21 protein-coding genes and 1 riboswitch are annotated in these 26,002 nt (G+C 36.3%); of the genes, 4 read left to right on the forward strand and 17 right to left on the reverse strand.

Translation table 11 applies throughout. The annotated features are described in order from the left end of the window. The first annotated feature begins 244 nt into the window (after positions 1 to 244). Both GA0061074_RS01175 and GA0061074_RS01180 read left to right on the forward strand, forming a co-directional pair. Positions 245 to 2,191: an alpha/beta hydrolase gene (locus GA0061074_RS01175; RefSeq protein ID WP_092461278.1), complete on the forward strand. Its 1,947-nt coding sequence runs from the start codon at positions 245 to 247 to the stop codon at positions 2,189 to 2,191. 202 nt (positions 2,192 to 2,393) lie between these two features. Next, on the forward strand, positions 2,394 to 3,170 hold the full coding sequence (locus GA0061074_RS01180) for a 2-keto-4-pentenoate hydratase (RefSeq protein ID WP_092461279.1): 777 nt from the start codon (positions 2,394 to 2,396) through the stop codon (positions 3,168 to 3,170). A 118-nt stretch (positions 3,171 to 3,288) separates the two neighbouring features. Here GA0061074_RS01180 and GA0061074_RS01185 read toward each other — a convergent pair whose 3' ends face one another. The 7 genes from GA0061074_RS01185 to GA0061074_RS01215 form a co-directional block, all read right to left on the reverse strand. Continuing rightward, on the reverse strand, positions 3,289 to 4,623 hold the full coding sequence (locus GA0061074_RS01185; protein WP_092461280.1) for a threonine/serine exporter family protein: 1,335 nt from the start codon (positions 4,621 to 4,623) through the stop codon (positions 3,289 to 3,291). 69 nt (positions 4,624 to 4,692) lie between these two features. Beyond that, positions 4,693 to 5,538: a metallophosphoesterase family protein gene (locus tag GA0061074_RS01190; protein WP_092461281.1), complete on the reverse strand. Its 846-nt coding sequence runs from the start codon at positions 5,536 to 5,538 to the stop codon at positions 4,693 to 4,695. Between the two features lie 16 nt (positions 5,539 to 5,554). Beyond that, a complete protein-coding gene (locus GA0061074_RS01195) occupies positions 5,555 to 7,405 on the reverse strand; it encodes an acyltransferase family protein (protein WP_092461282.1) in 1,851 nt (616 codons plus the stop codon). Then, positions 7,395 to 7,769 (reverse strand): MORN repeat-containing protein, encoded by a 375-nt coding sequence (locus GA0061074_RS01200; protein ID WP_092461283.1) that lies wholly within the window; start codon positions 7,767 to 7,769, stop codon positions 7,395 to 7,397. Before GA0061074_RS01200 ends, GA0061074_RS01195 begins: the two co-directional genes overlap by 11 nt. A gap of 218 nt (positions 7,770 to 7,987) precedes the next feature. Further along, positions 7,988 to 9,673, reverse strand: a complete 1,686-nt coding sequence (dld, locus tag GA0061074_RS01205; protein ID WP_092461284.1) for a D-lactate dehydrogenase — start codon at positions 9,671 to 9,673, stop codon at positions 7,988 to 7,990. A 180-nt stretch (positions 9,674 to 9,853) separates the two neighbouring features. Beyond that, positions 9,854 to 10,819 (reverse strand): D-2-hydroxyacid dehydrogenase, encoded by a 966-nt coding sequence (locus tag GA0061074_RS01210; protein ID WP_092461285.1) that lies wholly within the window; start codon positions 10,817 to 10,819, stop codon positions 9,854 to 9,856. Positions 10,820 to 10,960: 141 nt separating this feature from the next. Continuing rightward, the gene (locus tag GA0061074_RS01215) at positions 10,961 to 12,040 is read right to left on the reverse strand and encodes a YdcF family protein (protein WP_092461286.1); all 1,080 of its coding nucleotides are present in this window, start codon (positions 12,038 to 12,040) and stop codon (positions 10,961 to 10,963) included. A gap of 164 nt (positions 12,041 to 12,204) precedes the next feature. Between GA0061074_RS01215 and GA0061074_RS01220 the strand changes: the two genes are divergently transcribed. Then, positions 12,205 to 12,855 (forward strand): DUF3862 domain-containing protein, encoded by a 651-nt coding sequence (locus tag GA0061074_RS01220; RefSeq protein ID WP_092461287.1) that lies wholly within the window; start codon positions 12,205 to 12,207, stop codon positions 12,853 to 12,855. Positions 12,856 to 12,931: 76 nt separating this feature from the next. Here GA0061074_RS01220 and GA0061074_RS01225 read toward each other — a convergent pair whose 3' ends face one another. From GA0061074_RS01225 to GA0061074_RS01235, 3 genes are all read right to left on the reverse strand, one after another. Then, entirely contained in the window at positions 12,932 to 13,876 is a 945-nt protein-coding gene (locus tag GA0061074_RS01225; RefSeq protein ID WP_092461288.1) for a Dyp-type peroxidase, read from the reverse strand. A gap of 105 nt (positions 13,877 to 13,981) precedes the next feature. Then, positions 13,982 to 16,198 (reverse strand): alpha-galactosidase, encoded by a 2,217-nt coding sequence (locus GA0061074_RS01230; protein ID WP_092461289.1) that lies wholly within the window; start codon positions 16,196 to 16,198, stop codon positions 13,982 to 13,984. 181 nt (positions 16,199 to 16,379) lie between these two features. Beyond that, entirely contained in the window at positions 16,380 to 16,649 is a 270-nt protein-coding gene (locus GA0061074_RS01235) for a hypothetical protein (protein ID WP_092461290.1), read from the reverse strand. A 256-nt stretch (positions 16,650 to 16,905) separates the two neighbouring features. Between GA0061074_RS01235 and lepA the strand changes: the two genes are divergently transcribed. Then, positions 16,906 to 18,687: a translation elongation factor 4 gene (gene lepA, locus GA0061074_RS01240; protein ID WP_092461291.1), complete on the forward strand. Its 1,782-nt coding sequence runs from the start codon at positions 16,906 to 16,908 to the stop codon at positions 18,685 to 18,687. Positions 18,688 to 18,764: 77 nt separating this feature from the next. On the opposite strand, the gene GA0061074_RS01245 is transcribed toward lepA, so the two are convergent. From GA0061074_RS01245 to GA0061074_RS01275, 7 genes are all read right to left on the reverse strand, one after another. Continuing rightward, positions 18,765 to 19,265 (reverse strand): QueT transporter family protein, encoded by a 501-nt coding sequence (locus tag GA0061074_RS01245; protein ID WP_092461292.1) that lies wholly within the window; start codon positions 19,263 to 19,265, stop codon positions 18,765 to 18,767. A 5-nt stretch (positions 19,266 to 19,270) separates the two neighbouring features. Next, positions 19,271 to 19,315: riboswitch (PreQ1 riboswitch) on the reverse strand. A 105-nt stretch (positions 19,316 to 19,420) separates the two neighbouring features. After that, a complete protein-coding gene (locus tag GA0061074_RS01250) occupies positions 19,421 to 20,506 on the reverse strand; it encodes a DUF6287 domain-containing protein (protein WP_092461293.1) in 1,086 nt (361 codons plus the stop codon). 304 nt (positions 20,507 to 20,810) lie between these two features. After that, positions 20,811 to 22,142, reverse strand: a complete 1,332-nt coding sequence (locus tag GA0061074_RS01255) for a dihydrolipoyl dehydrogenase family protein (RefSeq protein ID WP_092461294.1) — start codon at positions 22,140 to 22,142, stop codon at positions 20,811 to 20,813. A gap of 129 nt (positions 22,143 to 22,271) precedes the next feature. Beyond that, positions 22,272 to 22,844, reverse strand: coding sequence for a TetR/AcrR family transcriptional regulator (locus tag GA0061074_RS01260; RefSeq protein WP_092461295.1), 573 nt, complete (start codon positions 22,842 to 22,844; stop codon positions 22,272 to 22,274). Positions 22,845 to 22,906: 62 nt separating this feature from the next. Continuing rightward, on the reverse strand, positions 22,907 to 23,170 hold the full coding sequence (locus tag GA0061074_RS01265; RefSeq protein WP_092461296.1) for a hypothetical protein: 264 nt from the start codon (positions 23,168 to 23,170) through the stop codon (positions 22,907 to 22,909). A 137-nt stretch (positions 23,171 to 23,307) separates the two neighbouring features. After that, positions 23,308 to 24,813 (reverse strand): UDP-glucose--hexose-1-phosphate uridylyltransferase, encoded by a 1,506-nt coding sequence (locus GA0061074_RS01270; protein ID WP_092461297.1) that lies wholly within the window; start codon positions 24,811 to 24,813, stop codon positions 23,308 to 23,310. A gap of 15 nt (positions 24,814 to 24,828) precedes the next feature. Next, complete coding sequence (locus tag GA0061074_RS01275; protein WP_092461298.1) at positions 24,829 to 25,995, reverse strand: galactokinase; 1,167 nt, start codon at positions 25,993 to 25,995, stop codon at positions 24,829 to 24,831. Between the last annotated feature and the right edge of the window lie 7 nt (positions 25,996 to 26,002).

The raw sequence follows: 26,002 nt of genomic DNA on the forward strand, positions 1-26,002 counted from the left end.
TCACCTGCTCCTTCGCTAATTCATTTATTCTAAATATTTATATGTTTATTATATTCATACCACACCAAGCGTACGCTACTTAAGCACATAATATCCAATATTTTCGCATAAAATATAGTATTTTTTATAAAATTTTGTCAATATTCGTGTTAATTTAAGCTTTTTTTGGAAAAAAGCGTTATTTTGGTTAGATAACTTATATTTCTTAGCAATAATAAATAAAGGAGAAGCTAAACAACTTTTTATGACCTCAGAAGCTAAACAAAAAAGTAACAACAGAGTTCTTTGGGTTGACTATGCAAAATGTTTCGGTATTATTGCCGTCGTCACTGGTCATGCTATCAATGACGTTTCCGGTAAAGGGCTTGATATTGCCTATAATGCCATTTATTGGTGGCACATGCCATTATTCTTCATGATTGGTGGTTTTTTCCTAAAAAAGATTAATTTTAATGTAACTGGTTGGCGCTATCTATTAGGCCATAAAATCAAACCACTACTAATCGCCTATCTATTAAATGGATCAATTTTAATTATCTTAAGCCATTTTTTTAGACAGCAATCTTGGGACTATACACTCGCTTATTTTGGGAGATTAATTTACGGTGGTAGTACTTTAAATAACTACTTGAGTGTCTTTTGGTATCTAACAACTTATATGCTAGCTATCTTCATGACAACTATTCTGCTATCAATTACAAAATCCATTTGGTGGCAATTCTTAATCGCTATTGGTTTATTCATGCTTGGTGTTGCACTACAAGACATTACTTTCTTTGGTAACACCGATTTCCCATGGAATGCACAAATTTCATTGCTTGCCACTTTTTGGATGCTATTAGGACATTATATTTTTAAAGTATTTCCCAAAATCAAGTGGTCTTATAAAGTGACTTATGCTATCGTTGCCACGATATTTTTCATTGTTTTAATCTATCTATATGCACAAGATAAATTAGATTTTGTACTTTGGTTGAAATCATCCAATATTCAAAATGGTCTACAGGCTTTACTTATTCCACCAATCCTAGGTTTGATTGTTTTCATTATTTGTGAAGCGATTGAACATATTGGTAACATTATCCCCCTAACTTTTGTTGGTAAACACACTGATACAATTATGTTTTATCACCGTGCAGCGTTTGACATTACGACACTTTCAGCTTTTACCGATAATTGGTATTTTAGAATTATTATCGGACTAACTGTCCCTATTCTATTAGCCGTAATTCTACAAAAAATAAAGGGAACCACATACTATCAAAAATGGCAACAACATATAAGTGACCATCATCAACAGTATATTAAAATTGGTGTCCCTGTCTTAGCTAGTTTAATGTTAATTAGTTTAACGGGTATTGTTTACCTTTATCACCAAACGAATCAAATTGTTAAAAACTACCGTATGTCAAGCACCCCAACTATTTTCATGCATGGTTGGGCAAGTAGTTTACGTGCCGAACAAGCACTAATTAAGACGCCTGCTGAACAGCAAATCGTTACAGAAGAAATGATCATTCACATTGATCGTCATAATCAATTAAAGGTTCAAGGACATCTAACAGGTCAAGATAACAATCCAATTATTCTAGTCCAATTTGACAATAATCGTGTTGGTGAAGTGCGTTATGCGCAAGGATTATACCGCATCGTAAAATACTTACAAAACAAGTACAACATTACTGAATTTAACGCCGTTGGTCATTCAATGGGAGCATACGCTTGGGCTTATTATAGTATGCACTGGGGTGCTAATCCACGATTACCACAAATTAATAAAATGGCCCTACTTGCTGGACCTTATAACGGTATTTTAAATAAAGGACACCGTAATCAGCCTACTACTGGTAAACTAGCAAAACTTTGGACTGATAAGCCCCATGGCAACCAATTACAAGAAGATGGTCGTCCTAAAGTTATTCACGACGAATACCAAGCTTTATTACGGTACCGAAATGACTTTCCGAGGGATACACGCGTGTTAAATATTTATGGTAACTTAAAAGACGGCACGCAATCAGACGGTCTAGTTACTGTTCAATCTGTAAAATCACTCCGTTACTTAGTTGCAAATAACGCTAAATCATATCAAGAATTTGTTGTTAATGGTGACATCGGTCAACACAGTCGTCTTCACACGGATAATCCGGTTGTAAGTAATAAATTAACCAATTATCTATGGCGACGTTAACACAAGCGAATGAGACAAAAGTCTTCCAGACTTATAATTCATACAAGCACAGAACAAAAAAGTTCTGTGCTTTTTTATTAATTAATCATCTAGATAACATAACTAAACGTCTGAAAGTGTTATAATAATTAAAAAAGAATGAGGCAAATCTTCATTTTATTTTAACTAAACTATTTAATCGTATTAAAAAGAGGTACTTGTTATGACTAATCAAGATTTTGCGAAAATTTTATACGACGCCTACACAAACCAACAGCCATTGCTACAAGACAATTATGCGAATCAATTAGACAACGAAAAAGACGCATATGATGTCCAACAAGCTTTGATGGCTTTAAAAGCTGAGTCAATTGGTGGCTACAAGATTTCTTTAACTAGTGAAGAAACGCAGAAAATGTTTGATTCAGATTCACCTCTTTATGGTGCACAAGTTATTAGTCACTTTCAGCAGAGCCCTGTAACATTAACTTCCGAACAAACACTTGATCCCTTAGCAGAGGTTGAACTCATGTTTACTGCTAAAGAAGACTTATCACCTGATGATTCTTTAACCGATTTAATGAATAAAACTTTAATTGCACCGGCTATTGAGGTTCCTGATTCACGCTTTAGTGACTGGTTCCCCGGCCTTTCAAAATATTTAGTTATTGCTGATGCTGCCGTTGGTGGTTATGTTGTTTACGGTCAGCAAGTTGAAACTGCGGACTATTTTAAGAATCCTGATGAGTTAGCTGCGGTTGCAACCGTTTTGTATCACAACGACGAAGAAATTAAAACTGGTAATGCTACTGAAGTATTAGGCAACCCACTACTATCATTACAATGGTTAGTTGCTAAATTAGCGAGCCAAAACCGTCAATTAGTTGCTGGACAACACGTTTCAAGTGGTACATTCCTATTACCAGAGCACTTAACTGCTGGTACCTGGCGAGCATCTTTCAGCCATTATTTAGGGGATGTTGTTGTTAAAGTACAGTAACCTAAAAACTAGTAAATAAATAATTTTATATTAATAAAAGGGGCATCAAACCATCATTTAAAATGATAGCTTGATGCCCCTTAACTGTATTGCGAAAGAATACAACCCTTTCGACTAATTATCGCTCATGACGCCAATCAGAATCCATGATCATTCGGGCAACAATCAGTCCTAATGGCAAGAATAAGACAATCATCATTGCTGAAATAAGCCATTGTCCACCCACTGCAACATGACCAATACCAAGATAATACATTGCTCTATACATGTACAAACCAGGTACCATAATAACAATTGCTGGCACCGTCAACGAAATACGTGGATAACCCATTCTCTTATGGAACAGCGATGCCAAAATACCGGCGGTTAATGCACCAATAAACGCAGCTGCTGGCGCTGGTAAAGATGTTAAATCAACAAGTTCTAATCGTAATGTATTGGCGATTGACCCAATTAGGCCAGCCGTTGCAGCCATTTTAACGGGACTATTAAACATAACCGAAAAGCCAAATACACCACAAAAACTAGCCGGAATACGTAATAGACAAACGACCAATGGTGACAAACCAACTGGCAAAAAGCTGTCGGGCTTTAAATCACTAACTAATGCAACCAACCAGCCGACTAATGTTGCAATGATAATAATTGATAATGCATGAACAAGGCGCTCCATACCTGAGCGCATATCCGTTTTTGCTATGTCTAACCCACTAGTAATGAACGGGAAGCCGGGGATGGCAAAAAGCATAGCACCAATGTACCCAGCCTCATGCGCAACATTAATATTAAATAAAACTTCCAAACTACGAGAAACAACTAAATATGTTAAACAAGCAACTGCGACCCCCATTGCTAGCCCTGCAAATAAGGTTAACTGCTTACCATTCATCTTAGCGCGAGTATAATTACCCAATCCTGCACCAAAAAAAGTACATAGCATCTCGATTGGACCACCACCTAGTAAAAACACGAAGGAACAGCATGCCAACGCTGCTGCTAGGCCTAATAGAACAGGCCTATAATTACCTTTTTTACTATTAATTTCATCTAATCGTTGATGAATTGTTTTAACTTCTAATAATGCCCCTTCATCTTCAAACATCTGAACAAAATGTTCCATATCTGTTAATTTATCGGTATTAACACCCGTTGACTTTAACGATAACGACTCCGTATAGCTATTATCATCATCAAAACAGGTGTACGAAATAGACGTTAATCCAATATCTGCTGAACAATAAATATTTAAGACTCGCGAAATGGCATTCATGGTAGCTCGAACACGCCAAGCACCAGTCCCACACGAAAGCATGATTAACCCTGTCCGCCCGACAATCATCGTTTTTTCTCGCAAAGACGCATTAATTGCTAATAAATGAGATTCTTTATTCGCCAATTCTCCCCACGGAATTTGCATATGATTTGTTAATAAACCATCGTTATATTCTGCCATTTTAAAACCTTCTTCAATTCTTCTGTATTATTATTATTTATTGTATCATAGCTTTTTATCCCTACTATTTTATGACTGTGTGATTAATTGCTGTAATTGACTCACATAATTAAATTTTTGATTTACTTTAGCCAATAATTCATCATCGTGTGTATGGGCAACACCATCAAATAAAATTTCTTGATACAAATTAGTGTATGGTACACCCGCTTCTTTTGCTCGTGCTAATTCTTCACTTAAATCATACGCAATTTTTCTAAAAGTCACGTTTGCTAAGCCTTGATCATCAATTTCTAAAATAGCGTATTGTGCACGTCGATCCTGATTTAATGTTGCATGCTTAAAAAATGGTTGTCCTATCGAACCAGGATTAATAATGAGTTGATCATGACTACTGTATCGCAGCATTTGATGATGTACATGTCCATAAATAGCAATATCAATATGATTATCTAAAAACAAGGCATCAAAATGATCTGTATCAGCTTCTGCTAATAAAGCAGGTCCAGAATTTAAATCATTTAAGTTATGCGATAAATTAATTGATAAACCATTAATATTTTTGATCATATGAATTGGAAATGATCGCAAAGACTGCTCATTTGATTGGTTCATATATTTTGCTACATATTGACCCAACATCCCAATATACACATCTGATGGATCATCTAAATGATTACCAACGATATGATCTTTAACTCTTAAAAAACAATCATCCCAATTACCACGAATATATACAGATGTGTTTAATTGTTTAAGTTTATCAAATAACACATTCGTTGCCGGTCCTGGCATTACCAAATCACCTAAAAACCAACAATCACTAATTTCCTGTTGCATCATATCATCTGCAACCGCATTTAGGGCCGTTAAGTTACCATGAATATCTGACAATACCGCAATCCGTCTCTTCATTACTTACCTATCCTTTCTACTTTTTTACTGGTGTTTTTGCTGCTTCCTTCAAACCATCATTAACCGTTTGTGCATAAATAACATCACCTTCATGGCGACCAGCAAAATGAACCCCATCCGTACCTTCAAAGACTTCTGGGTGCTTCCGGGCCATATTTTGCCAGTCAGCAATCGTTATAAAATTATACTTTTGCGGTAACGTACGCTCAAATTTCGCTAGTTTAGATGAATTCCAAGTCTCATCAGCACGCCCATCATATGGTGTAACCAAAATAAGACGATGTCCTGGCTTTAAATCATAAATTAGTTTTTCTAATTGTTCATTAGTACCTGCCAATGCATTTGTACCAATACTTAGTACAACATTTTCACGCAACAAATGATTTGCTTGTGCCCGCATCATTACATCATAGGCTAGTTGCATAGTACGTTCACCAGCTGCATCAACTGTGCTATCAGCAACATTTTTCTGCAAGTAATCTCGCGTACCAGCTGTCACACTATCACCAATAATCGAAACACCCTTCGGAATTGTTGCCGACTGCTTATGTTTATCTTTTGCTGCTTGTTGTTGTTTAATATCTGCCTGAATAACTGTTTTGCTCGTTGTCATATTATCCCTAGCTTGATATAAACTACTAATCCATAACTTTTGATCCAATTGCGTTAAATTAGGGGCAGTCTTAACAACAACAACCGCTATCACCAATAATATGACACCGCCTGCAGTTAACCCTGTTTTAATTGGTTTTAATAATGCTGTATTCTTAATATCGCGTGGTTGCTTACCGGCCAAAAGTGGCTCAATAATATAATATGATAAGGCTGAAAAAGGTACACCAATGATAATCGTCATTATCACCGCACTAATTGTATTCATGCGTTGTGAAAAAATGACAAATAATGGCCAGTGATATAGATACATACTGTAACTAATATCAGCAATAAAAGTTGCCCATTTAGGCTCGTTAATATTCGGTGTTAAATTATGTAAAGTTCTAGCTTTTACAATTGCAAATGCTGTTATCAAGCTAGCCAACAAGATACCACCCAAGTATGTTTCTTGACTATCAAAATGCATCACAAAGCCCAACATGACTAAAAATACAAAAGCAACAACTAAACTAACAATTGTTGGCAAGAATCTAGCACGACTTAAGGCCTGTTGGAAACGCTTAGGAACAGTTGCAATTCCTGTAAATGAAGCCGTTACTGCACCAACAAAAAATGGGAAGCAGTGTGTCAAACTAGAAAAATAAACGGCCGAATAATCTGTTAAATTAAAACTGCGTAACCCCATTAATATAACACTCACAAGAGCAAATACTAATGATATTGAGGCAATAATTGCCCTAAAAGAAACAACCATTCCTTTTTTATCACCATTCGATTTATGCATCCATCGTACAACACAAGCTACAATTAATCCCCACAATATGTAGAAATGCATTTCAACTGCTAACGACCATGTATGCACAAATAAATGCGGAATAAACTTACTTTCGTAACTACCACCAGTTGCAATTTCAAAATAATTGGTAGTAAAACCCATTGCTGCCGCAATTTGCTTACCAATACCTGTTACATAGTCAGGACTCACTAAATATGTAAACGGCATAACAACTAAAATTGCTAATAATAATGGCGGAACAATACGATTAAATCTTCGTTGATAGAATTTGATTAATTTAAAATGACGTGTTTTTGCAAATTCATCAATCATTAAAGCGGTGATTAAAAATCCTGAAAAAGTAAAGAAAATATCAACCCCAATAAAACCACCGGGATAACTATTTTGGAAAAAATGATACGTCAAAACTGAAAGCAAACCAGCAATTCTGATAAAACTAAACCATTTAATGCGCATTGGTTAATTCCCCCTTTTTAAAGGTAACCTGATATTTATGCTTATCTGTTGTTAGCACACCCTTACCATCTGGTAAATTATTCTTAAATTGCCCTTGATATTGCCAATTTTCATGAGAGGTAAATTTTCCTTGCCCATCAAATTTACCATCAACAAAATGACCACGATAATGATCTTTATTTTTAAATTTAATTGTACCTACACCATTAAATTTGTCTTTAAAAACACCACCATGGTATACAATTTTGTCATTATCTAGAGTAAGTTGTTGTTGTGCTCGATGTTGTTCCGGTAATAAGCTGTAAATCGCTGCCACGACTAAAATTATCACTACCACACCTTGGAGCATATTTCTAGTTTTCATACTCTAACTCCTTAAATCAATATTAAAAACGAATTACCCTAATACTACCATACTCAGGCATACTTGTACTTATTCATAATGTGGTTTTAATATTACCTAAACAATACATTAAAAGCCGCCGAATTCATTAAAAATTCGGCGGCTTTTAAACAGCTATTCAACTTAAATATTTTACTATAAATAATGAACAACTATTTTAATCGGTTAATACTGATTGATTAGTATTCTTCCCACCACTTACGCATAGAAGTCTTACCAATTCCAGGGTTGAAACTGTTAGTTGGATCGTTCTTCTTGTAGTGTTCAATCAATGATGGTGCAGCATCATACAAGTGACCAACGTTGTGCTCAGCAGGGTAAATAGCACCACGCTTGTCGAACAACTTCAACATCTCTTGCTTTAGCTCATGAGCATCAACACCTGGCTTCAAAATGTAGTCTTGGTGCATAACGTGATCTAGGAAGTGACCATAGTATAGTTTGTATTCAATCTTATCGTCAATTTCCTTTGGTAGTGTTTCAAACCAGTCATCATCATTACGACGAAGAGCCACATCAATTGGCAAGATATCAATCTTGTCTTGGTGCAATTCTTGGTAACGGATTGGCACTGAAGCCGTTACATAACGGTGCAATGAAGCCTTGTTTGTCTCGTCAGCATTAGCTTCGAAGAATTCACCTTCTTCTTCCTTAAAGAAGTCAGTCAAGTATGCACGAGCTTCGGCAATACCTTCACCAGACATCTTCAATTGTAGATAGTGTTGGAAACGGTTAGCATAGTCCTCCATACGCTTTGGCAACTGGTTAGGGAACAAGTGTCCTGCACGTTGCAAGAAACGGTCTGGGAAGTATGGCTTAAACGTTGGGATGTGACCCAAAATACGCTCTGCTGAAGCCTTCATACCAAACATTGTTGGCAAGATATCAGTTCCAACCTTGTCAATAACCATCAAAGAATCCTTACCGTAAATCTTAGCTAAGTCATATGCCTCTTTGTGCATGTACTCACCTGAAACAGGTAGGTTTTTAAAGTTAGCCAAAATGTGACGACGCATCTTTTCCAAAACAGCTGGTGAATTTGTTCCAATGTAGAACACTTGTAATTCACCTTCTGAAGGATAAGTATCCAAACGAACAGCAAATGTTGCAACCTTACCAGCAGCACCTGATGCTTCGTACAATCCCTTAGGGTCGGCATTGTAACGCGTTGGCATATCAGAATCAACGTCACGCACACGTTCCTCATAATTACGGTTGTGACCAACACGTTCTTCTGAGTTAGGAACATTATTTAGATCAAAGCGACGGTTAGCAAGGTTATCCAAAATTTCTTCTGGTGTATTACCAAGATCAATTCCCAAGTGGTTAACCAAGTGTAGTTCGTCATTTTCATCAATACGAGCATACAAAGCCAATTCAGTATATGCTGGTCCACGTTGAATCAAAGCACCACCTGAATTGTTGTTAATTCCACCAATAACTGAAGCACCAAGAGTTGATGATCCAATAACTGAGTGTGGCTCACGATTCAAAGGCTTCAAAGTCTTTTCCAAGTTTGCCAATGTTGTTCCAGGGAACGCAAGAATTTGCTTACCTTGGTTGATCAATTGTAGATCCTTGATACGGCTTCCCTTAACAATAACAACATCACGATCATAACCTTCTCCTGTAGGTGTTGATCCTTCAGTCAAACTAGTGTTTGAAGCTTGCATAAGAATGACAATATTATCACGGTGCAACACCTTCAATACTTGCCACATTTCCAAAAGGGTACCTGGCATAACTACCGCTAGGGCATCCCCTTGACCTGAACGGTACCCTTTACGATACCGCAATGACTTAGCAGCTGAAGTCACAATATGGTGACTACCAACAATTGCCGTTAAATCTTTAATCGTCGACATAAACTTAACCTACCTCCTAATGTACATTATATTTCTAATATACCACTTTTATTCATAAAATGGGCATATTTATTTAACAATCTAATAACCCCTAATTGTACTATCTTTCACAATTAATGGTCAAGGAAAAATAAAATCATTTGCCCCTATCGTATTACTTAATTGTGAAATTTATCATTATTAGCCATTTACAACGTTAACTGGTTTTCCTGACAAGTAACTTTCAATGTTATTTACGACAATATTTAACAATCGTTCACGGGTTTCTTGAGGTGCCCACGCAATATGTGGTGTTAAATAACAATTTTTCGCTGTTAACAGTGGATTATCATTATTGATTGGCTCTTGTGATGCGACATCCAAAGCAGCATAAGCAATTTCGCCATCATTTAATGCAGACGTTAAATCAGCTTCATTAATTAACTTTCCACGAGCAGTATTAATTAAAACAGCCGTATCTTTCATCTTATGTAAGACATCCGTATTAATAAATTCTGACATTTCAGCTGTGTAAGGAATGTGCAAACTAATAAAATCTGACTCTGCATAAATTGTTTCTAAGTCAACTTGTTTAATGGCATCATCAAACACTTCCTTAGGACGGTGGTTATAGAAAATAACCTTCATATTGAAAGCTAATGCCATCTTAGCAACTGCTTGTGCAATTTTACCAAATCCAACTAAACCAAGTGTCTTATCCTTTAATTCGATTAGTGGTGAATCCCAAAATGAAAAACGACCTGCTTTTTGCCATGCTCCCTCATGAACCAAATCATCATGTTGCTTAACACGACTCGTAACCGCTAGAATCAAAGCAAATGTAAATTGTGCAACGGCGTCGGTACCATAAGTTGGCACATTCATAACTTCAATGCCCTTCTCTTTAGCAGCGTCCACATCCACGTTGTCATAACCCGTTGCGCTCTCTGCAATCACCTTCAAATCAGGTAGTGCATCCATAATTTCTTTAGTCATCGGTACTTTATTAACTAAAGTAACCTCTGCACCAGCTAAACGGTTAATAATTTCTTCTTGATCATCGTATGGTGTTTTATCATAAACAACCACTTCACCTAAATGATCCAAAACATGCCAATCAATGTCACCAGGATTTAATGCTAATCCATCTAAAACAACAATCTTCATAATTCATCCCCCATAATTTATCTATTAACATTCACGGTCAATTATAACATGTATGCGCTTAACTTAAGTCATATCACACACTTTTGATATAAAAAAACAACAGTTTTCTAATTATAACAAAACTGTTGCTCAAAATTAAAATTATAAGAAAATACCATTACCAACCACGAAGCTAATAATTGATATTAATAAAATAGCTGTTAAGCAGATGATATGGAACTTTTTATGATTAGCTAATAGTGCAATATATTCTCTAATAAATGCATTGGGGATGAAAAAACGACTAGTTTTCGCTCCCAAACCATCAATCATTAGACCAACTAATCGAGCATACCCAGCAGCTCTAAATGTATGATAGTCACTTGTTGCAAATAAGCCATTCGTCAAATCAATATCATTTTCCAACAATAACTTCTTAGAAAATAGCATGTTTTCGTAAGTAGTTTTTGACTTATTTTCAATTAAAACTCGTTCTGGATTAGCCCCATGCTCTTTCGCATAACTCGCCATTGCCTCACCTTCAGGCAGTAATTCATCTCCACCTTGACCACCAGAAAAGATGAGCCAAGGATAAGCTTGTTTCTTATCGGCCTGTTTTTGAGCAAAATTCAAGGCTACCTGAATACGTGAAGCTAAGAGCGGTGAAACGTCCTTGCCATTTAGCAATCCCGCCCCTAACACGATAATATAATCCTTATTATACTTTGGTCGGTATAAACGCGTTAAAATAAATGACGTGATAAATGCTAAGAACCAGAAAACAAGATATAAAATAACTGGTTCAACTAGTGTAATGTACAATCCAACCGCTTGATTGCTCAACAAATGACTATCAATTGTACGCATAATTGGCAAAACAAAAACAACTAACAAACCGATAACCAAGGTTAGCATATTCCCCAACGTGTGACTCTCACGACGCCATACTGTGAAGGCATTCCACAATAATAATACCCCCAACAAAGAATATATAATGGCTAATGGTATTAAAATGATCGTTAGTATAATGTAGATTAACGTTGATAACCACCGAATATTAAGTAATTCTACGGTTAATAACACAGTTACCCCACCAAATAGAATCGAGAAATTAGCTAAAATTCCATTTAGTAGACGAAATTTATTTTGTCGTAAACTAATCACTAACATCCCCACAAAAACAATGGTTAAAATGCCTAAAATAAATACTGGTAAATAACTCGTATCTTTTATAACAGACATAGTTACAAATACCTCCAATAATGATATTTAACTCATATTCAAATTATACATAAACACTCGCTTAATAACCACATCATAAAATATTTAAACCACCAAAGTACCAAGTTTATTTTAATGATATACTTAGTTGAGAATATTAAAAAAATATAGAAAGATTGCATATCATGAAAAAGAAAATTACAACCGTGGTGCTTGGTATCATTGCAATTATTTTAATTGTCGTTGTATCAACCCATTTTCAAAATAGCTCAACCACAACACAAAGTAATATTAGTTCAGATAAATGGACTAAAAAATCATTTGATAACCTAAAAATTGGTGATTTTAATCAAGATGGCAAAAACGGTGCTACATACGAACAAGTCGTTTCTAAATATGGTCGTCCTAACAAAAAAAATAAAACAAAATCTGGTAATCACACATTAACTGTCGTCTCATGGAACAATGTCGCCGGTGATTACACTGGTGTAACGCTTACTTTCATGAGCCAAGAAAAAAGTACAGCAACGGCCCGTCTAACTTCTAAAACATTACTAGATTCCAAGACAATTAATCTTGCCAAAAAATGGACCATGACCGCCTATAACGCTGTAAACTTAGAAGATTCTAAATCTGAGGAACACGATGGCGATGCATTGGCCGATTTAACAAAAAAGTACGGTAAACCGGCTGTCTTAACTATAGCCAAAATTGATGGTAAAACACAAACAAATGCTGTTTGGCATAATACCAACGGCGGTGCTAATGGTAGTGTTTCTGTTGATTTTTCAGAACATAATACTGCCGTAGACAAAAAACAAGATAAGTTACGTTAAAAATCATAAAAAATCGGTTTGCACATTAGGTAGATTAACCTACATTTGTGCAAACCGATTTTTTTAATTAATTTTATTATTCAAAAAATTTGCCATCAGCAATGTCAGCTAACGTATCTCGTGATGGAATAAAAAATAACTGACCGCTCAAAATAGTTGAAAATGTCAATAAAAAGTCAGACTGATCTAACATTTGTTGTAACATTAACTTGGTTACTTCCCAATAGCGTGAATAGCCAATGAAATACGTGCCAGTATAATCCATAGCTGGGGCTGAAAATGGGACATTCATCCGCACAATCTTTTTCTCTTCACCATCTATTTCAAGTTTTGAAGCAACATTATGGGCGTTAACCATCTTGTCATCGTCGTCTAATTCCATATCATCATATTTATGACGACCAACCGCTTTTTCTTGCGTTTCAACTGTTAACTTTTCCCAAAAAGCCATATCATGCTGCCACTTTTGAGCAAAAGCATAAGAACCATTCGCAAAATCTGGATCTTCATCCCCAATAATTGCGTAATCAGCTGCATCTTCTAAAGCCGGTGCTTCGGTACCATCGATAAAGCCAATAATTGCGCGCCCTTCCAAGTAACGGAATCCTTTTGTTTCATCGATTACCGTTGTTATAGGTGCGAGCAACTTCATAAACTGTCGGACAATCTCATAAACAACTGCTTCTTCGTTAGCCCGAACATGCAAGAAAATATCACCTTCACTAGCTGGCATACTATATTCAGTCCCAGTTAAAGTTTGATAAGTTTCTAACTCATGCGGTTTATTTGCATTGGGAAATAGATATTCCCATGCGTGATTACTAAAACCGATAGCTACTTGTAAAGCTGACTGTGGATTACGAATCCGCATTGATCGAATAATTGCTTGTGACATATCAGCAAATGTTGCAACATGTTCCTGCTCATCATTCAAATCTTGCTGATTTAAGCGCAACACAATAAATGAAACATTATTACCAGGATCTTTCCAAACATCTTGTGCTAATTTTGCATTAAGCATTTTTAATTGTTCCTCCCAAAAAATACTATTCAATACACGTTAAGTATACGTCATCCACACAAGAAAAAGCGGAAATTTTTTTGAACATTTAAAATTTTTTGTTATTTACTCTAAATAGTAACTGCGGACCTGTGAAACATAGTCACCATCCTGGGTTGGATCATCATAACGTCCAACATACATTAACTCATCCCCTGTAAATCGTTCACCCGTTTCCTGATCAACATAGATACCATCAGGAATCAAGTGCGTCAATTTTGTAATGGTGAAAGGTTGTTGACCTGAAGCCAACATTCTAAAATGATAAACCAAAACATCACTACCATCAGGACTAACAAATTCCCATGCAGCCTCATTACCCGTAAATGGACTCTTAAGACGGTAAAAATCACCAAACTGAATCAAGTGACGATGTTCCTTGTAGAAAGCAACCTGTTCTTTCACTAACTCTTTTTCTGCTTCAGTAAGCTCTTGAACGTTTAATTCATAACCAAAAACACCTGAACTAGCCACATCGCCGCGTGTTTTTAGTGACATACCACGTTGAGTCTGTGGATTAGGTACTGCCGCCACATGCGCTGTCATATTTGATACTGGATAACCAAATGTTGTGCCATATTGAATCTTAATTCTTTCAGCCGCATCGGTACTATCAGATGTCCACGTTTGTGGGAAGTAGTACAACATACCAGCGTCAAAACGACCACCACCACTTGAGCAACCTTCCATCAAAATTTCTGGGTAGCGTGTCGTCAAACGGTCAACCAAACTATAAACACCTAGAATATACCGATGTGCAACTTCGCCTTGCTGTTCGGGTGACAAAACTGCTGAATAGACTTCCGTCATGTGACGATTCATATCCCACTTAATATAGTCAATCGGTACACGATCAAGAATTGCGGTCATTTGTTGATAAATATTTTCAACCACTTCTGGTCGTGAAAAGTCCAAAACATACTGATCTCTAGACAATGACATTGGTCGATTAGGGATTTGCAAAGCATAATCTGGGTGTTGGCGATATAAATCTGAATTTTCTGAGATCATTTCAGGTTCAAACCAAAGTCCAAATTGCATATTCTTAGCATGCACCTTTTCAGCTAGTCCACGTAAACCGCCACCATCTGCTAATTTACTCGTATATTCGTACCAATCCCCTAATGAACGTTTGTCATCATCACGCTGACCAAACCAACCATCATCGAGCACAAACATTTCGATGCCCAACGGTGCTGCTTCATCTAGGATGCCTTCAATCTTTTTAGCATTAAAATCAAAATAAGTTGCCTCCCAATTGTTAATAACAATTGGTCGATCTTGATACTGATATTGACCACGAGCAACACGTTCTCGCAATAGATGATGGTAAGTTTGTGACATACCATTTAACCCAGCATTAGAATAAACCAAAATTGCTTCAGGTGATTGGAATTTATCACTAGGTTGTAACTGCCAACTAAAACCATCTTCATTAATTCCCGTTACCAAACGGACCTGATCAATATAATCTTTTTCAAAAGTAAATTGATGGTTACCAGAATAAACCAATTGAATACCGTAAGCTTCACCACTTTGTTCAGTTGTACTTGGATCAGCGGCGATGACAAACGGATTCATATGATGTGAACTAGCGCCACGACGACTGCCAAATTCCGTAATGCCTTGTCGAAGTGCTTGACGTTCTACTTGACGTTCATGGAATTGTGATCCAGGGAACGAAATAACATCCATATCTTGTTTTGGCATGTCTAATTGTAGCGATGCCACTTTTTCAATATTAAAAGTATCTTCACTATCATTAATTACCTGTGTCGACCGTGTAATAACTGCTCTTTCAGCATAAATTGTATAGTATAAAATAACCCGAGCTTGTAATGTCTTATCTTTAAGCGTAATCGCTAATGTCTTTGCTTCACTATCATCCTTAACATATGTTTGTGGTAATCCATCTAGCTCCGGCTTACCAGTCAAAATTTCATATGAATCATAGCGAAAATCGGTTGCCATTGCCCCATTTGCAGCCTTGATAACAATGGCTGGGCTTCGGAAATCACCTGTTTGATTACCAGCAAATTCTTGTGGTAGTACATCCTTTGAATACATCCGGTCAACTTGCCCCGGTGTACCTGCCAAATTAGGTGATAGCCCACGCTCATAACGTGGATATTTTCTTAATCCATGATACCCTGAAATCCGTCGTCCAAAATATAAATGCGTCAATATTTCGCCTTCTGAAATCCCCATTACATAAGAAATTTGTTTATTTCTTAGATGAAATACTCGCTGTTCTTCATCAAATATGATGCTTGCTTTTACCATATATCCCTCCGAAGTTATCAATAATAATGACTTTTATTCTTATTTACATTGTAACCGCTTACCAAACTAGTGTAAAAGGGTTTATCATTAAAAATAAAAAAACCGCCAATTTACCGATTAGATAAATTGGCGGTTTTTAAAAAATGCAATTTATAAATATTAATTATTAAATAACTTAAATTTAACGTACTTTAGCTGAACGCAAACGACTATTTGTTACAACTTCAATTTGTCGTAACGTCGCTGCATCCACATGTAAACCACTAGCAATTTGACCAAAAGTCCATGTTGGATGGCGTTCACATAAATCATGAAAGTGTTCAATCAACTTATCATTAATTTGTGGTCGTCTATCAGTCTTTGTCCCCTCGACAATAACATTAGCAACATTAGATTTTTCAAAACTATAATGCAAACGACTAGGTCCCATTTCACCAGTTGCGAAATCCATTGTTCTTTTCCTCCCCATCAGTAGGCTAAAAAATATCAACAACAACTCCTATGAACACATGGTAACATGTTTATCAATCAAAATAAAGCAAACTTTTTATCATTGTTTATATTTTTTATTCGTTTTTTAACAAACAACAACTATTTTAAGCAATTTTGTCTACAAATAATTCGGATATTAACTAACAATAAAATGCTAATCATTGTCATTTCGTGAAAATGGTATAATATGAGCACAACACATTTAAGGAGTTAAAATGTCTACACGTCAAAAATATATTCGCAATTTTGCGATTGTCGCTCATATTGATCATGGTAAATCAACCCTAGCTGACCGTATTATGGAAATGACTAACACGATTTCTGAACGCGAAGCTCAAGATCAATTACTAGATGATTTGAGCGTTGAAAAAGCACACGGTGTCACTGTTAAATCACGTACTGTTCGTAATTACTACATCGATGAGCACGGTGATGAATATCAATACAATTTAATCGACACCCCTGGTCACGTTGATTTTAATTATGAAGTTTCACGTAGTTTGTCAGCAACTGACGGTGTCCTACTATTAGTTGATGCAACCAAAGGTGTACAAGCACAAACCGTTGCCAATTATCGATTGGCTAAAGAAGCTAACTTGGTAATTATTCCAATTGTTAATAAAATTGATACGGCAGCTGCCGAAGTTGAAAATACCATCACACAATTAGGTGATTTAGATGAATCATTTACACCCGACCGTATTTTAAAAATTTCAGCTAAAAGTGGTTTAAATGTTTCGGATGTTCTAACTGCAATTCGTGATCAAATTCCAGCGCCAACTGGTGATGAACAAGCCGATTTACAAGCATTAGTATTTGATTCAAAATTTGACCCTTATAAAGGCGTTATCGTCCAAGCCCGCTTAGTTGACGGTACATTAAAAAATAACGATCAAATCTTGTTCATGGCAAATCAAGTTAAGTCTGGTATTAAAGAAATGGGTGTTTTTGCCCCATTAATGACACCAGTTAAAGAACTTAAAGCCGGTGACGTTGGTTTTATCGTGACTGGTATTAAAGATCCAGAGGCTGTTAAAGTTGGTGATACTATTACCCTTGCCAAACATCCAGTTGCCCAAGCTTTACCAGGTTACCAAGATGTTGAACCAATGGTTTATGCTGGTCTATATCCACGTGGCAGTGAATTTAAAGATTTAAAAGTTGGTATTGAAAAGTTAGCATTAAACGATGCCGCCTTTAAATATGAACCTGAGCAATCTGAAGCTCTGGGGATGGGATTCCGTGGTGGCTTTTTAGGTATTTTCCATCTACAAATTATTCGTGAACGTTTACAACAAGAATTTGGGTTAGACGTTTTAACAACCATGCCTAATTCTACTTATCGTGTAACGGTTAAAAATGAAGATGAGCCAATCTATGTCGAAAACCCAACGCAATTCCCTGATTATGGCCAAATCATTGAAGTACAAGAGCCTTATATGTTAGCCAAAATGACCATGCCAAATGAAATGTTGAATGATGTCATGCGCTTAGCTGAAAGTCGTCGTGGTGAATTAGTTGATTTGGAAACAATTGGTGCCATGTTGTTAGTAACCTATCGCATGCCAATTTCTGAAATTGCTTATGATTTCTTTAATGAATTAAAGTCCGTATCACACGGGTTTGCAACCCTTTCGACTACCTTTGATAAATATCAATTTTCTGATTTAGTACGTATTGATATTGCCATTGATTATGCCAAAATTGATGCTTTAACATTTGTTACGCATCGTTTAAAAGCAACACGTATGGGAATCGAATTAGTTGATAAACTAAAAGATTTGATTCCACGTAAACTGCAAGCAATGCCTGTTCAAGCAATTATCGAAGGACGTGCCGTTGCGCGTGCCGATGTACCACCATTGCGTAAAGCTCAAGCGTCTGGTACTAAAGTATCTAAAAAGCAACAACAAATGCGCCGTCAAGGTCTTAAAAAGAGCAACATTGAATTACCACAATCAGTATTCGATGCCATTTTAGAAATGAACAGTAATTAAACGTATACAAAAACACGTCAGAAAAATTTTTTCTGACGTGTTTTAATTTAACCAAAGCTACTCTACCTTAGTTTTAACTATTTTTCTAAGTTAATTGTTCGACTAATAATGTAAACAATGATTGCACCAATAATTAGTGCCACAAATTCACCCAAAGCCGTCCAAGCATAAGTTGCCCAAAATGGTACTTTTGCCATGTAATACAACTCTGCAGCAATGATCCACATCATCAACGAATCAACCACCGTACTGATGGCTAAACGGGTAATCACGCTTTTAACTCTTTTAGCCAATATATAAGAAATTGATAACATCAAAAATGTTTGTAAAGTACCAACAATCATATCAACAATACCATATGGTGACCAAATATTAGCAATAAAGACACCTACAGTGATTGCTAATATATAGCGTTTATTAAATACGGCTAAATGATTGAACGCTTCAGAAAATCGTAATTGAACCGGCCCGTATGATGCAAATGGCAATGCAACCGTTGCAACAACGTACAAAGCAGCAATCACACCTGTAATCGCAATATTTCTAGCTGAACTAACTTGAGAACTTTTAGAATTCATGTTTTCTACTCCTAGTTTTTTTGAGTGGGATGGTTACGAACCACTGATATTTAAATTATCACTATCTACCAATAAAATCAATGTCCATTCAATCTGAACCACAAAAAATACGCCAAAATTCCAACTTTCGGCGTATTTTTCATCAAATCAATTTTTTACTTAACTCGTGTGTAAACTAATTCATCCATGTTATTTTGCCCCATAAGAATAGAGTCCTCTGCCTTAGGCGTGATTCCTTCAAAAGCGGTATTAGCTGACATAACAACAAACATTGCGCCACCCGTCACCGATGTATCAGGATACTCTTTCACTGAAAATTTCGTACTACCATTATCATCTGTTGCATGACTAGTATCAATTTTTTTAGTTACTGATGAATCAGAAGTTGTTAACGTACCGTCAGCGTTTATTGACATAGTTTCACCATCAGGCCTTTGCCATGTGCCCGCAATTGAACTAAAATCACCTTGTTTCATTTGTTCAACATTCATCGCTTTAGCACTATCATCTGTCGCTACTGTTTCGCTATCTGAACCATTATGAATACTATCAACCGTATTATCCGTAATTAGCTTTTTGATATTTTCAAACTTAGGATCATTTTTATATTGCTTAAATAAAGCTTTCAAACTTTGTGTCCCTAATTGTTGCGCACCACTTACTCGAGTACCTTGATTTTTATACGTAATCGTATCACCATCAATGACAAAATATCCTTGAATATACGAGATATTATCCACGGTATTTGCTAGATTATTTAATTTAACAATATTTTTAGGACCATCAGATTCAATCTTAACACCCGAAAACTCTACGGATGTTAATTTTGTTCCATTATTAGCATCTGGATTTTGATAAATTGCATTGCTTGTTACTTCTGACTTACCAGATAAGATTGTATCCGCATTTAAAGCACCATAATCAGAAACAAACTTGTCCGGTAACCCCAATAAAGCAAGTGCTTCCTTATCAACAGTAGATAATGATGCTACGTCCTGTTGATTTTTAGTTGTATCAGTCTCTTTATTTTTAGAAACCTTTTTTTGCTCTTTTGATGACTCCTTATTATCCGTAGATTCAGATTTTTGTTTTGCAGGTGTTTTGGATTGCTTGTTTACTGCATGACTGGTTGTATTATGATCCATGAATGCATAGCTACCATAGCCAACACCACCTACTACTACAACTAATACCACCCATACCCAAATTTTTTGATAAAAAGGTTTCTTATTCTTTCCCATAATTAAATACCCTCTCTTAATAGCAACAAATAAATTTAGCTATTTAACATATTTTAGTCAAATAATTTCCATTCATTTGATATTTGTAACCTACCAACTTTAAAGCTAGCACCACCGGCGACTAAAATCAACCAAATTTGACAAAAACAAGATTAAAAACAGTCGCATATTATATTCGTTATATGCAAAAGTAAATATTTAAGATATTAAAAATAAAGTTGTTCTCACAAAAAAGCAACCAAACTCGTAAAGAATTTAGTTGCTTCATTATTAAATAATTCTGTTAATAAATACGGTTTAAATTTTACAATTGACCCCAAGCTTGTGATGCAATTGATGGGAACAAGTAAACCATACGCTCCAGTTCAGCAGGACCAAACTTGAACTCCATAGCTGGTAGTAATGCGTTGATAACGTCTTCAGCCTTATTTGAAACTTCAGTTGCCCCAACTAACTTGTGATCTTGATCAAAAATCAAGGTATTCTTACCAATAGTTTCCTTATCAACTTGACGGTACCAGTCACCAGACAAATCGTTCTCAACTACTGTATACTTATCTGGGTTAGCTTGTGCTTCTGCAACTGTAATACCTGCCTTGGCAATACGTGGTGATGTAAAGACAACTGATGGGATAACTGGATAGTCAATTGCATCGGTTGTTTCACCAGCAAAAGTATGCATCAAGTACGTTGACTCAAAGATAGCAGTTGGTGTCAACTTTGGTTCCTTCTTGTCAATAACATCACCAGATGCGTAGATATTCTCAACTGATGTGCGCAAGTGATCATCAACTTCAATACCATTCTCGTTAAACTTAACGCCAACTTCTTCCAAACCTAAGTCAGCTACATTAGGGTTACGACCTGTAGCATCCAACACCCAATCAGTATCAATGTTCAAATCAGCACCACGTACAACAAGTCCGTTAGCACCACCAACAATGGCTTCAACTTCTACGCCACGAACAAACTTAACACCCTTTGATTCTAAGTCACTGATAACCAATTCAACATATGGTTGGTGGTATGCACGCAATGCTTGATCACCGTGCGTAATAACAGTTACTTCTGAACCAGCAGCGCTAGCCATTGTAGCAAATTCCATTGCAATATAACCAGCACCAATAACAGTTACTCGTGCAGGCATTTCACTCAAATTCATAAATTCTTCTGAATCATGAGCTAAATCAGATCCAGGAATATCCAAACGGTTTGATTGCAAACCAGTTGAAATTACAATATTTTCAGCAGTCTTTTCCTCACCGTTTACCTTAACAGTGTGGTTATCTACTAATGTGCCACGTCCAAACAAAATATCGACATTAGATGAATCCAACAAACCTTGAATAAAATCTGGCAAACCAGCAATTACTTCATGCTTGTGTTCTTGGTTAGCTGCCCAGTTAATATCAACATCCCCAGTAATAATTCCATGTACTTCTTCTAAATGACGCTTCAAAGCAACTGGTGAGTCTAAGACAATTTTAGCGTTGCAGCCGCGATTAGGGCAAGTACCACCAATTAAGTCTTGTTCAACAACAGCTACTTTCTTTCCTTTAGCTGCTAGTGGAGCGGCACCATCAAAAGTACCATGTCCACTACCGATATATAATACATCATAATCATATGCTGCCATTTTGTTTCTTCCTCCCGTGGAACTGTTCGAAAATTCTCAATGTGTTGTTATCTCTTATATCAACAACTACGTCTAGTATATAAGAAAAATACTAACAATGCATACACTTTAACTTAAATTTATTATTATTTACTTAAAAATAGCACGTTTTGCCATCATAATGAAATCAGCCACTTCTTCATCCGAAACCGTTAATTGATTTTGGATACGTGATTGTAATAACCACTGCATCGGTTGAATTGTCTGTGCCACAATTAAATCAACACTACCTGTCACTAACTTATTCTGCCGATAAGCCTGCGTGATTATTGATAGTAATTCACTATTTAATAATGACCCACTATTTTGTAATTCTGCTGGCAAAAATTGCGGATTAGCTAGCATTGCTGCTAAAAATTCAACCTCCCTAACATTATTTCTAAAACGGTCTGCGTACTGCTGCAACACTTGTGCAAATTGTTCTTCAAGTGATAAGCCTTCATCTGGCATAATCATATCGTTGATTAATAAATTTTGAACTTGTTGGAATAACTTTCCTAATAGGTCAGCTTTATTATCATAATAAACATAAGCCGTTGCAACTGAAACGCCGGCACGTTTTGCCATCTTATTAATACTTAAATTAACAATACCTTGTTCTGCGACTAAATCTAAAGCAGCATTTGATAATGCTGTTATTTTGTTTTCATCTCGTTGTCTCATATCTTTATTTTAACTTGTTTTGTTCAAAAAAATAAGAGTAACCCTCAAATTCATATTTTATATTAAAAGAAGGGCAACACACCAATTACACCCCAAATCCATTGACGACGGTGTAATTTTGTAAGTAACGTGCGACCATCATCTGATAAACCGTGCTTGCTTGATAACTGACGCAATGTTTTGATCAAGGATAATATTTCTATGTCTTGATTTTGATTAGTCATCTGATTGACTGTACTAGTGATAATTGATTTTTCCTGTTCGTTCATCATCGGATGCTTTGCTAAAAAATTTAATAACCTTTGTTTTTCATCATTTTTAAACATATTACCTCCTTTAACCCCACTCTATGCAATAAATATTACAGCTATAAAGTGTCATTGTGAAATAAAACAGCTCGTGAAAATCTGACTCTTTAGTCAGTTTCACGAGCTGCTTATTCATAAATTTATATGTTGTAAAATTACTTAGCGCTAGTTAGATAGTCGATAAAACGATTCAATCCTGCTTGACCTGCTTCATCAGACTTATAAACACCCGCATCTTCAAGAACATGAACAAACACCTTACCAACTTCTTCATGAACCATTTCATGAACATTAGCTGGACTTGCTTGACGAGTATTCTTAATTGTTTGTGCCCAATCACGATGGCTCTCAGCTACTTCTTCAAGTGGCGCACGATCTACTAAGTAGTCTTCTACTTTTTCCAATTCGTTTAATAAACGCGCTGGCAAAATCGCTAGCCCCATAACCTCAATCAAACCAATGTTTTCTTGTTTGATATGTTGAACATCAGCATGGGGATGGAAAATACCCATTGGATACTCTGAAGAAGTACCGTTATCACGCAATACTAAGTACAACTCATATTGCCCATCTTTAAATTGCGCAATTGGTGTTACCGTATGTTGACGATCACCCTCAGCGCTTGTAGCATGAATCATCAATGATTCATCAGAATAATTTTCCCAAGTGCGGCGCAAGAATTCTGCAGCGGCAACAACTTCTGCAGCATACTCTGAAGAAATCTTAAATGCCGTCATCGGCCAATTCAAAACAGAAACGGTCACATCTTCATATTCAGGCAATTGCACCGTTTGTTTAACATCTGCCTTCATCATTGGGAATTCATGACGTCCTCCCTGATAATGTTCCTGTGACAAAATTGAACCACCAACAATTGGTAAATCAGCATTTGAGCCAACCATATACATTGGGTAACGTGTGACGATTTGCATTAAGCGTGTAAACGTACGCTGTCCCATCTCCATTGCTTGTCGTTTGAAATTAACAAAGATAGCATGTTCTTCAAAATATGCATATGGTGAATAATGCCAACCCCAAGTCTCACCACTAAAATCATCACGAATAAAGCGATGTGTTAGTCTTGGCGCTGCCGTTACAGTTCCTAGATAACCTTCATTCGTATAATCCAAGGCTGTTGGCGGATAACTTGACTTAGGTGCACTAGCTGCTGCTTTAATCTCAGCTGTTGTTTTTTCAGGTTTTGATAAGTTAATCGTAATTTCAATATCACCATATTTTGAGTTATGAGTAAATGCAATATTACGAGCAATATCTTTAACTTTTACGTTTTCAACGGATTCACTAATAAAGTAATAATACTTAACTGCCTGTTCTGGATCAACAGCATACAAACGCTCAAATTCATCAGCTAGTACATCCGGAGTTGGTGTCACAATATTTAATAATTGCGTTCGATTAATATCTTTTTGCCAACCCATTTCAAATGAAACATCTTGGATAGCAACCAACTTATCAGTAAGGTCACTTAAATTAGTATCTGTATTACCAACTAAACCTTGTACCAAACTATTAGCACCAATTTGTGCCAACACTAAATTAGTCCGATATACTAATTCTCTTTCAGAATAAGCATGCATGGCTAAGCCCCATGCAACAAAGTCTACAACTACTTGGCTCTGTTCTTCATTCAATGACTTCATATACTATTGAGCCTCCTACAAGGCATGAGTACCATCTACAATGTCAGCAACCAAGAATGATGCTTGGTAACCAATTTTTTCATTATAGATTTTATCAACTGCTGCAACAAAGTTTTCTGATTCTGATTTTGCTACTAATGCCAAAGCACTACCACCAAAACCAGCACCGGTCATACGAGCACCTAATACACCAGGTTGTGCCAAAGCAGCATCAACCAATGTATCTAATTCAATACCAGTCACTTCATAATCATCACGCAATGAATTGTGTGATGATGTCAATAATTCACCAAAACGAACCATATCGTGATCTGACAAAGCAGCCTTAGCCAAGACTGTTCGCTCATTTTCAGTAACAGCATGACGTGCACGACGCTGATTTACTGGACTGCTAATATGATCAACAATCTTTTCAAACTCTTCAGAAGTTAACTCACCCAATGCTTTAATATCAGTAACAGCTTGTAATTCTTCCAAGGCTTTTTGCGTTTCAGCACGACGTTCATTGTACTTTGAATCAACGAGTTCACGCTTTTTATTAGTCGTCATAATAACAAGATCGTAGTCACCAAAGTCCGCTGGTACCATCTCATATTCCATAGAATTTGTATCTAAGAAAATAGCTTGCTTTTCTTGACCAAAAGCAATGGCGAATTGATCCATGATTCCTGTTTGAAGACCTAAGTAATCATTTTCAACTGCTTGACCAAGCTTTACTAATGATAATGTATCCATACCATAATCAAACAAATCGTTTAACATCACACCAATTAGCAACTCTAATGAGGCTGATGAAGACAAACCAGAAGCAGTAGGCATATCACCAACAATTGCCAAATTAAAGCCGCGAGGTACTTCATGTCCTAACTTACCTAATTCACTAATAACACCACGAACATACTTAACCCAACTATCGTATGCACGTAAATCTAAATCATCCTTTGCGAAAGTTACTACCCCAGCGTCTTTAAAGTTAGCTGAGAATGCATGGATTTCATCATCATCACGTAAAGAAACAGCGGCATACGTTCCAACACTAATTGCAGCTGGAAATACATGACCACCATTATAGTCAGTGTGCTCACCAATCAAATTAACACGGCCTGGTGAAAAGAAGAAATGTTCTGCTGGGTGTCCAAAACGACGTTGGAATGATTCGCCTAATTCTTTTGTAAGTGTCATAATCTTA

The organism is Weissella bombi, assembly GCF_900094835.1.
Classification (GTDB): domain Bacteria; phylum Bacillota; class Bacilli; order Lactobacillales; family Lactobacillaceae; genus Weissella; species Weissella bombi.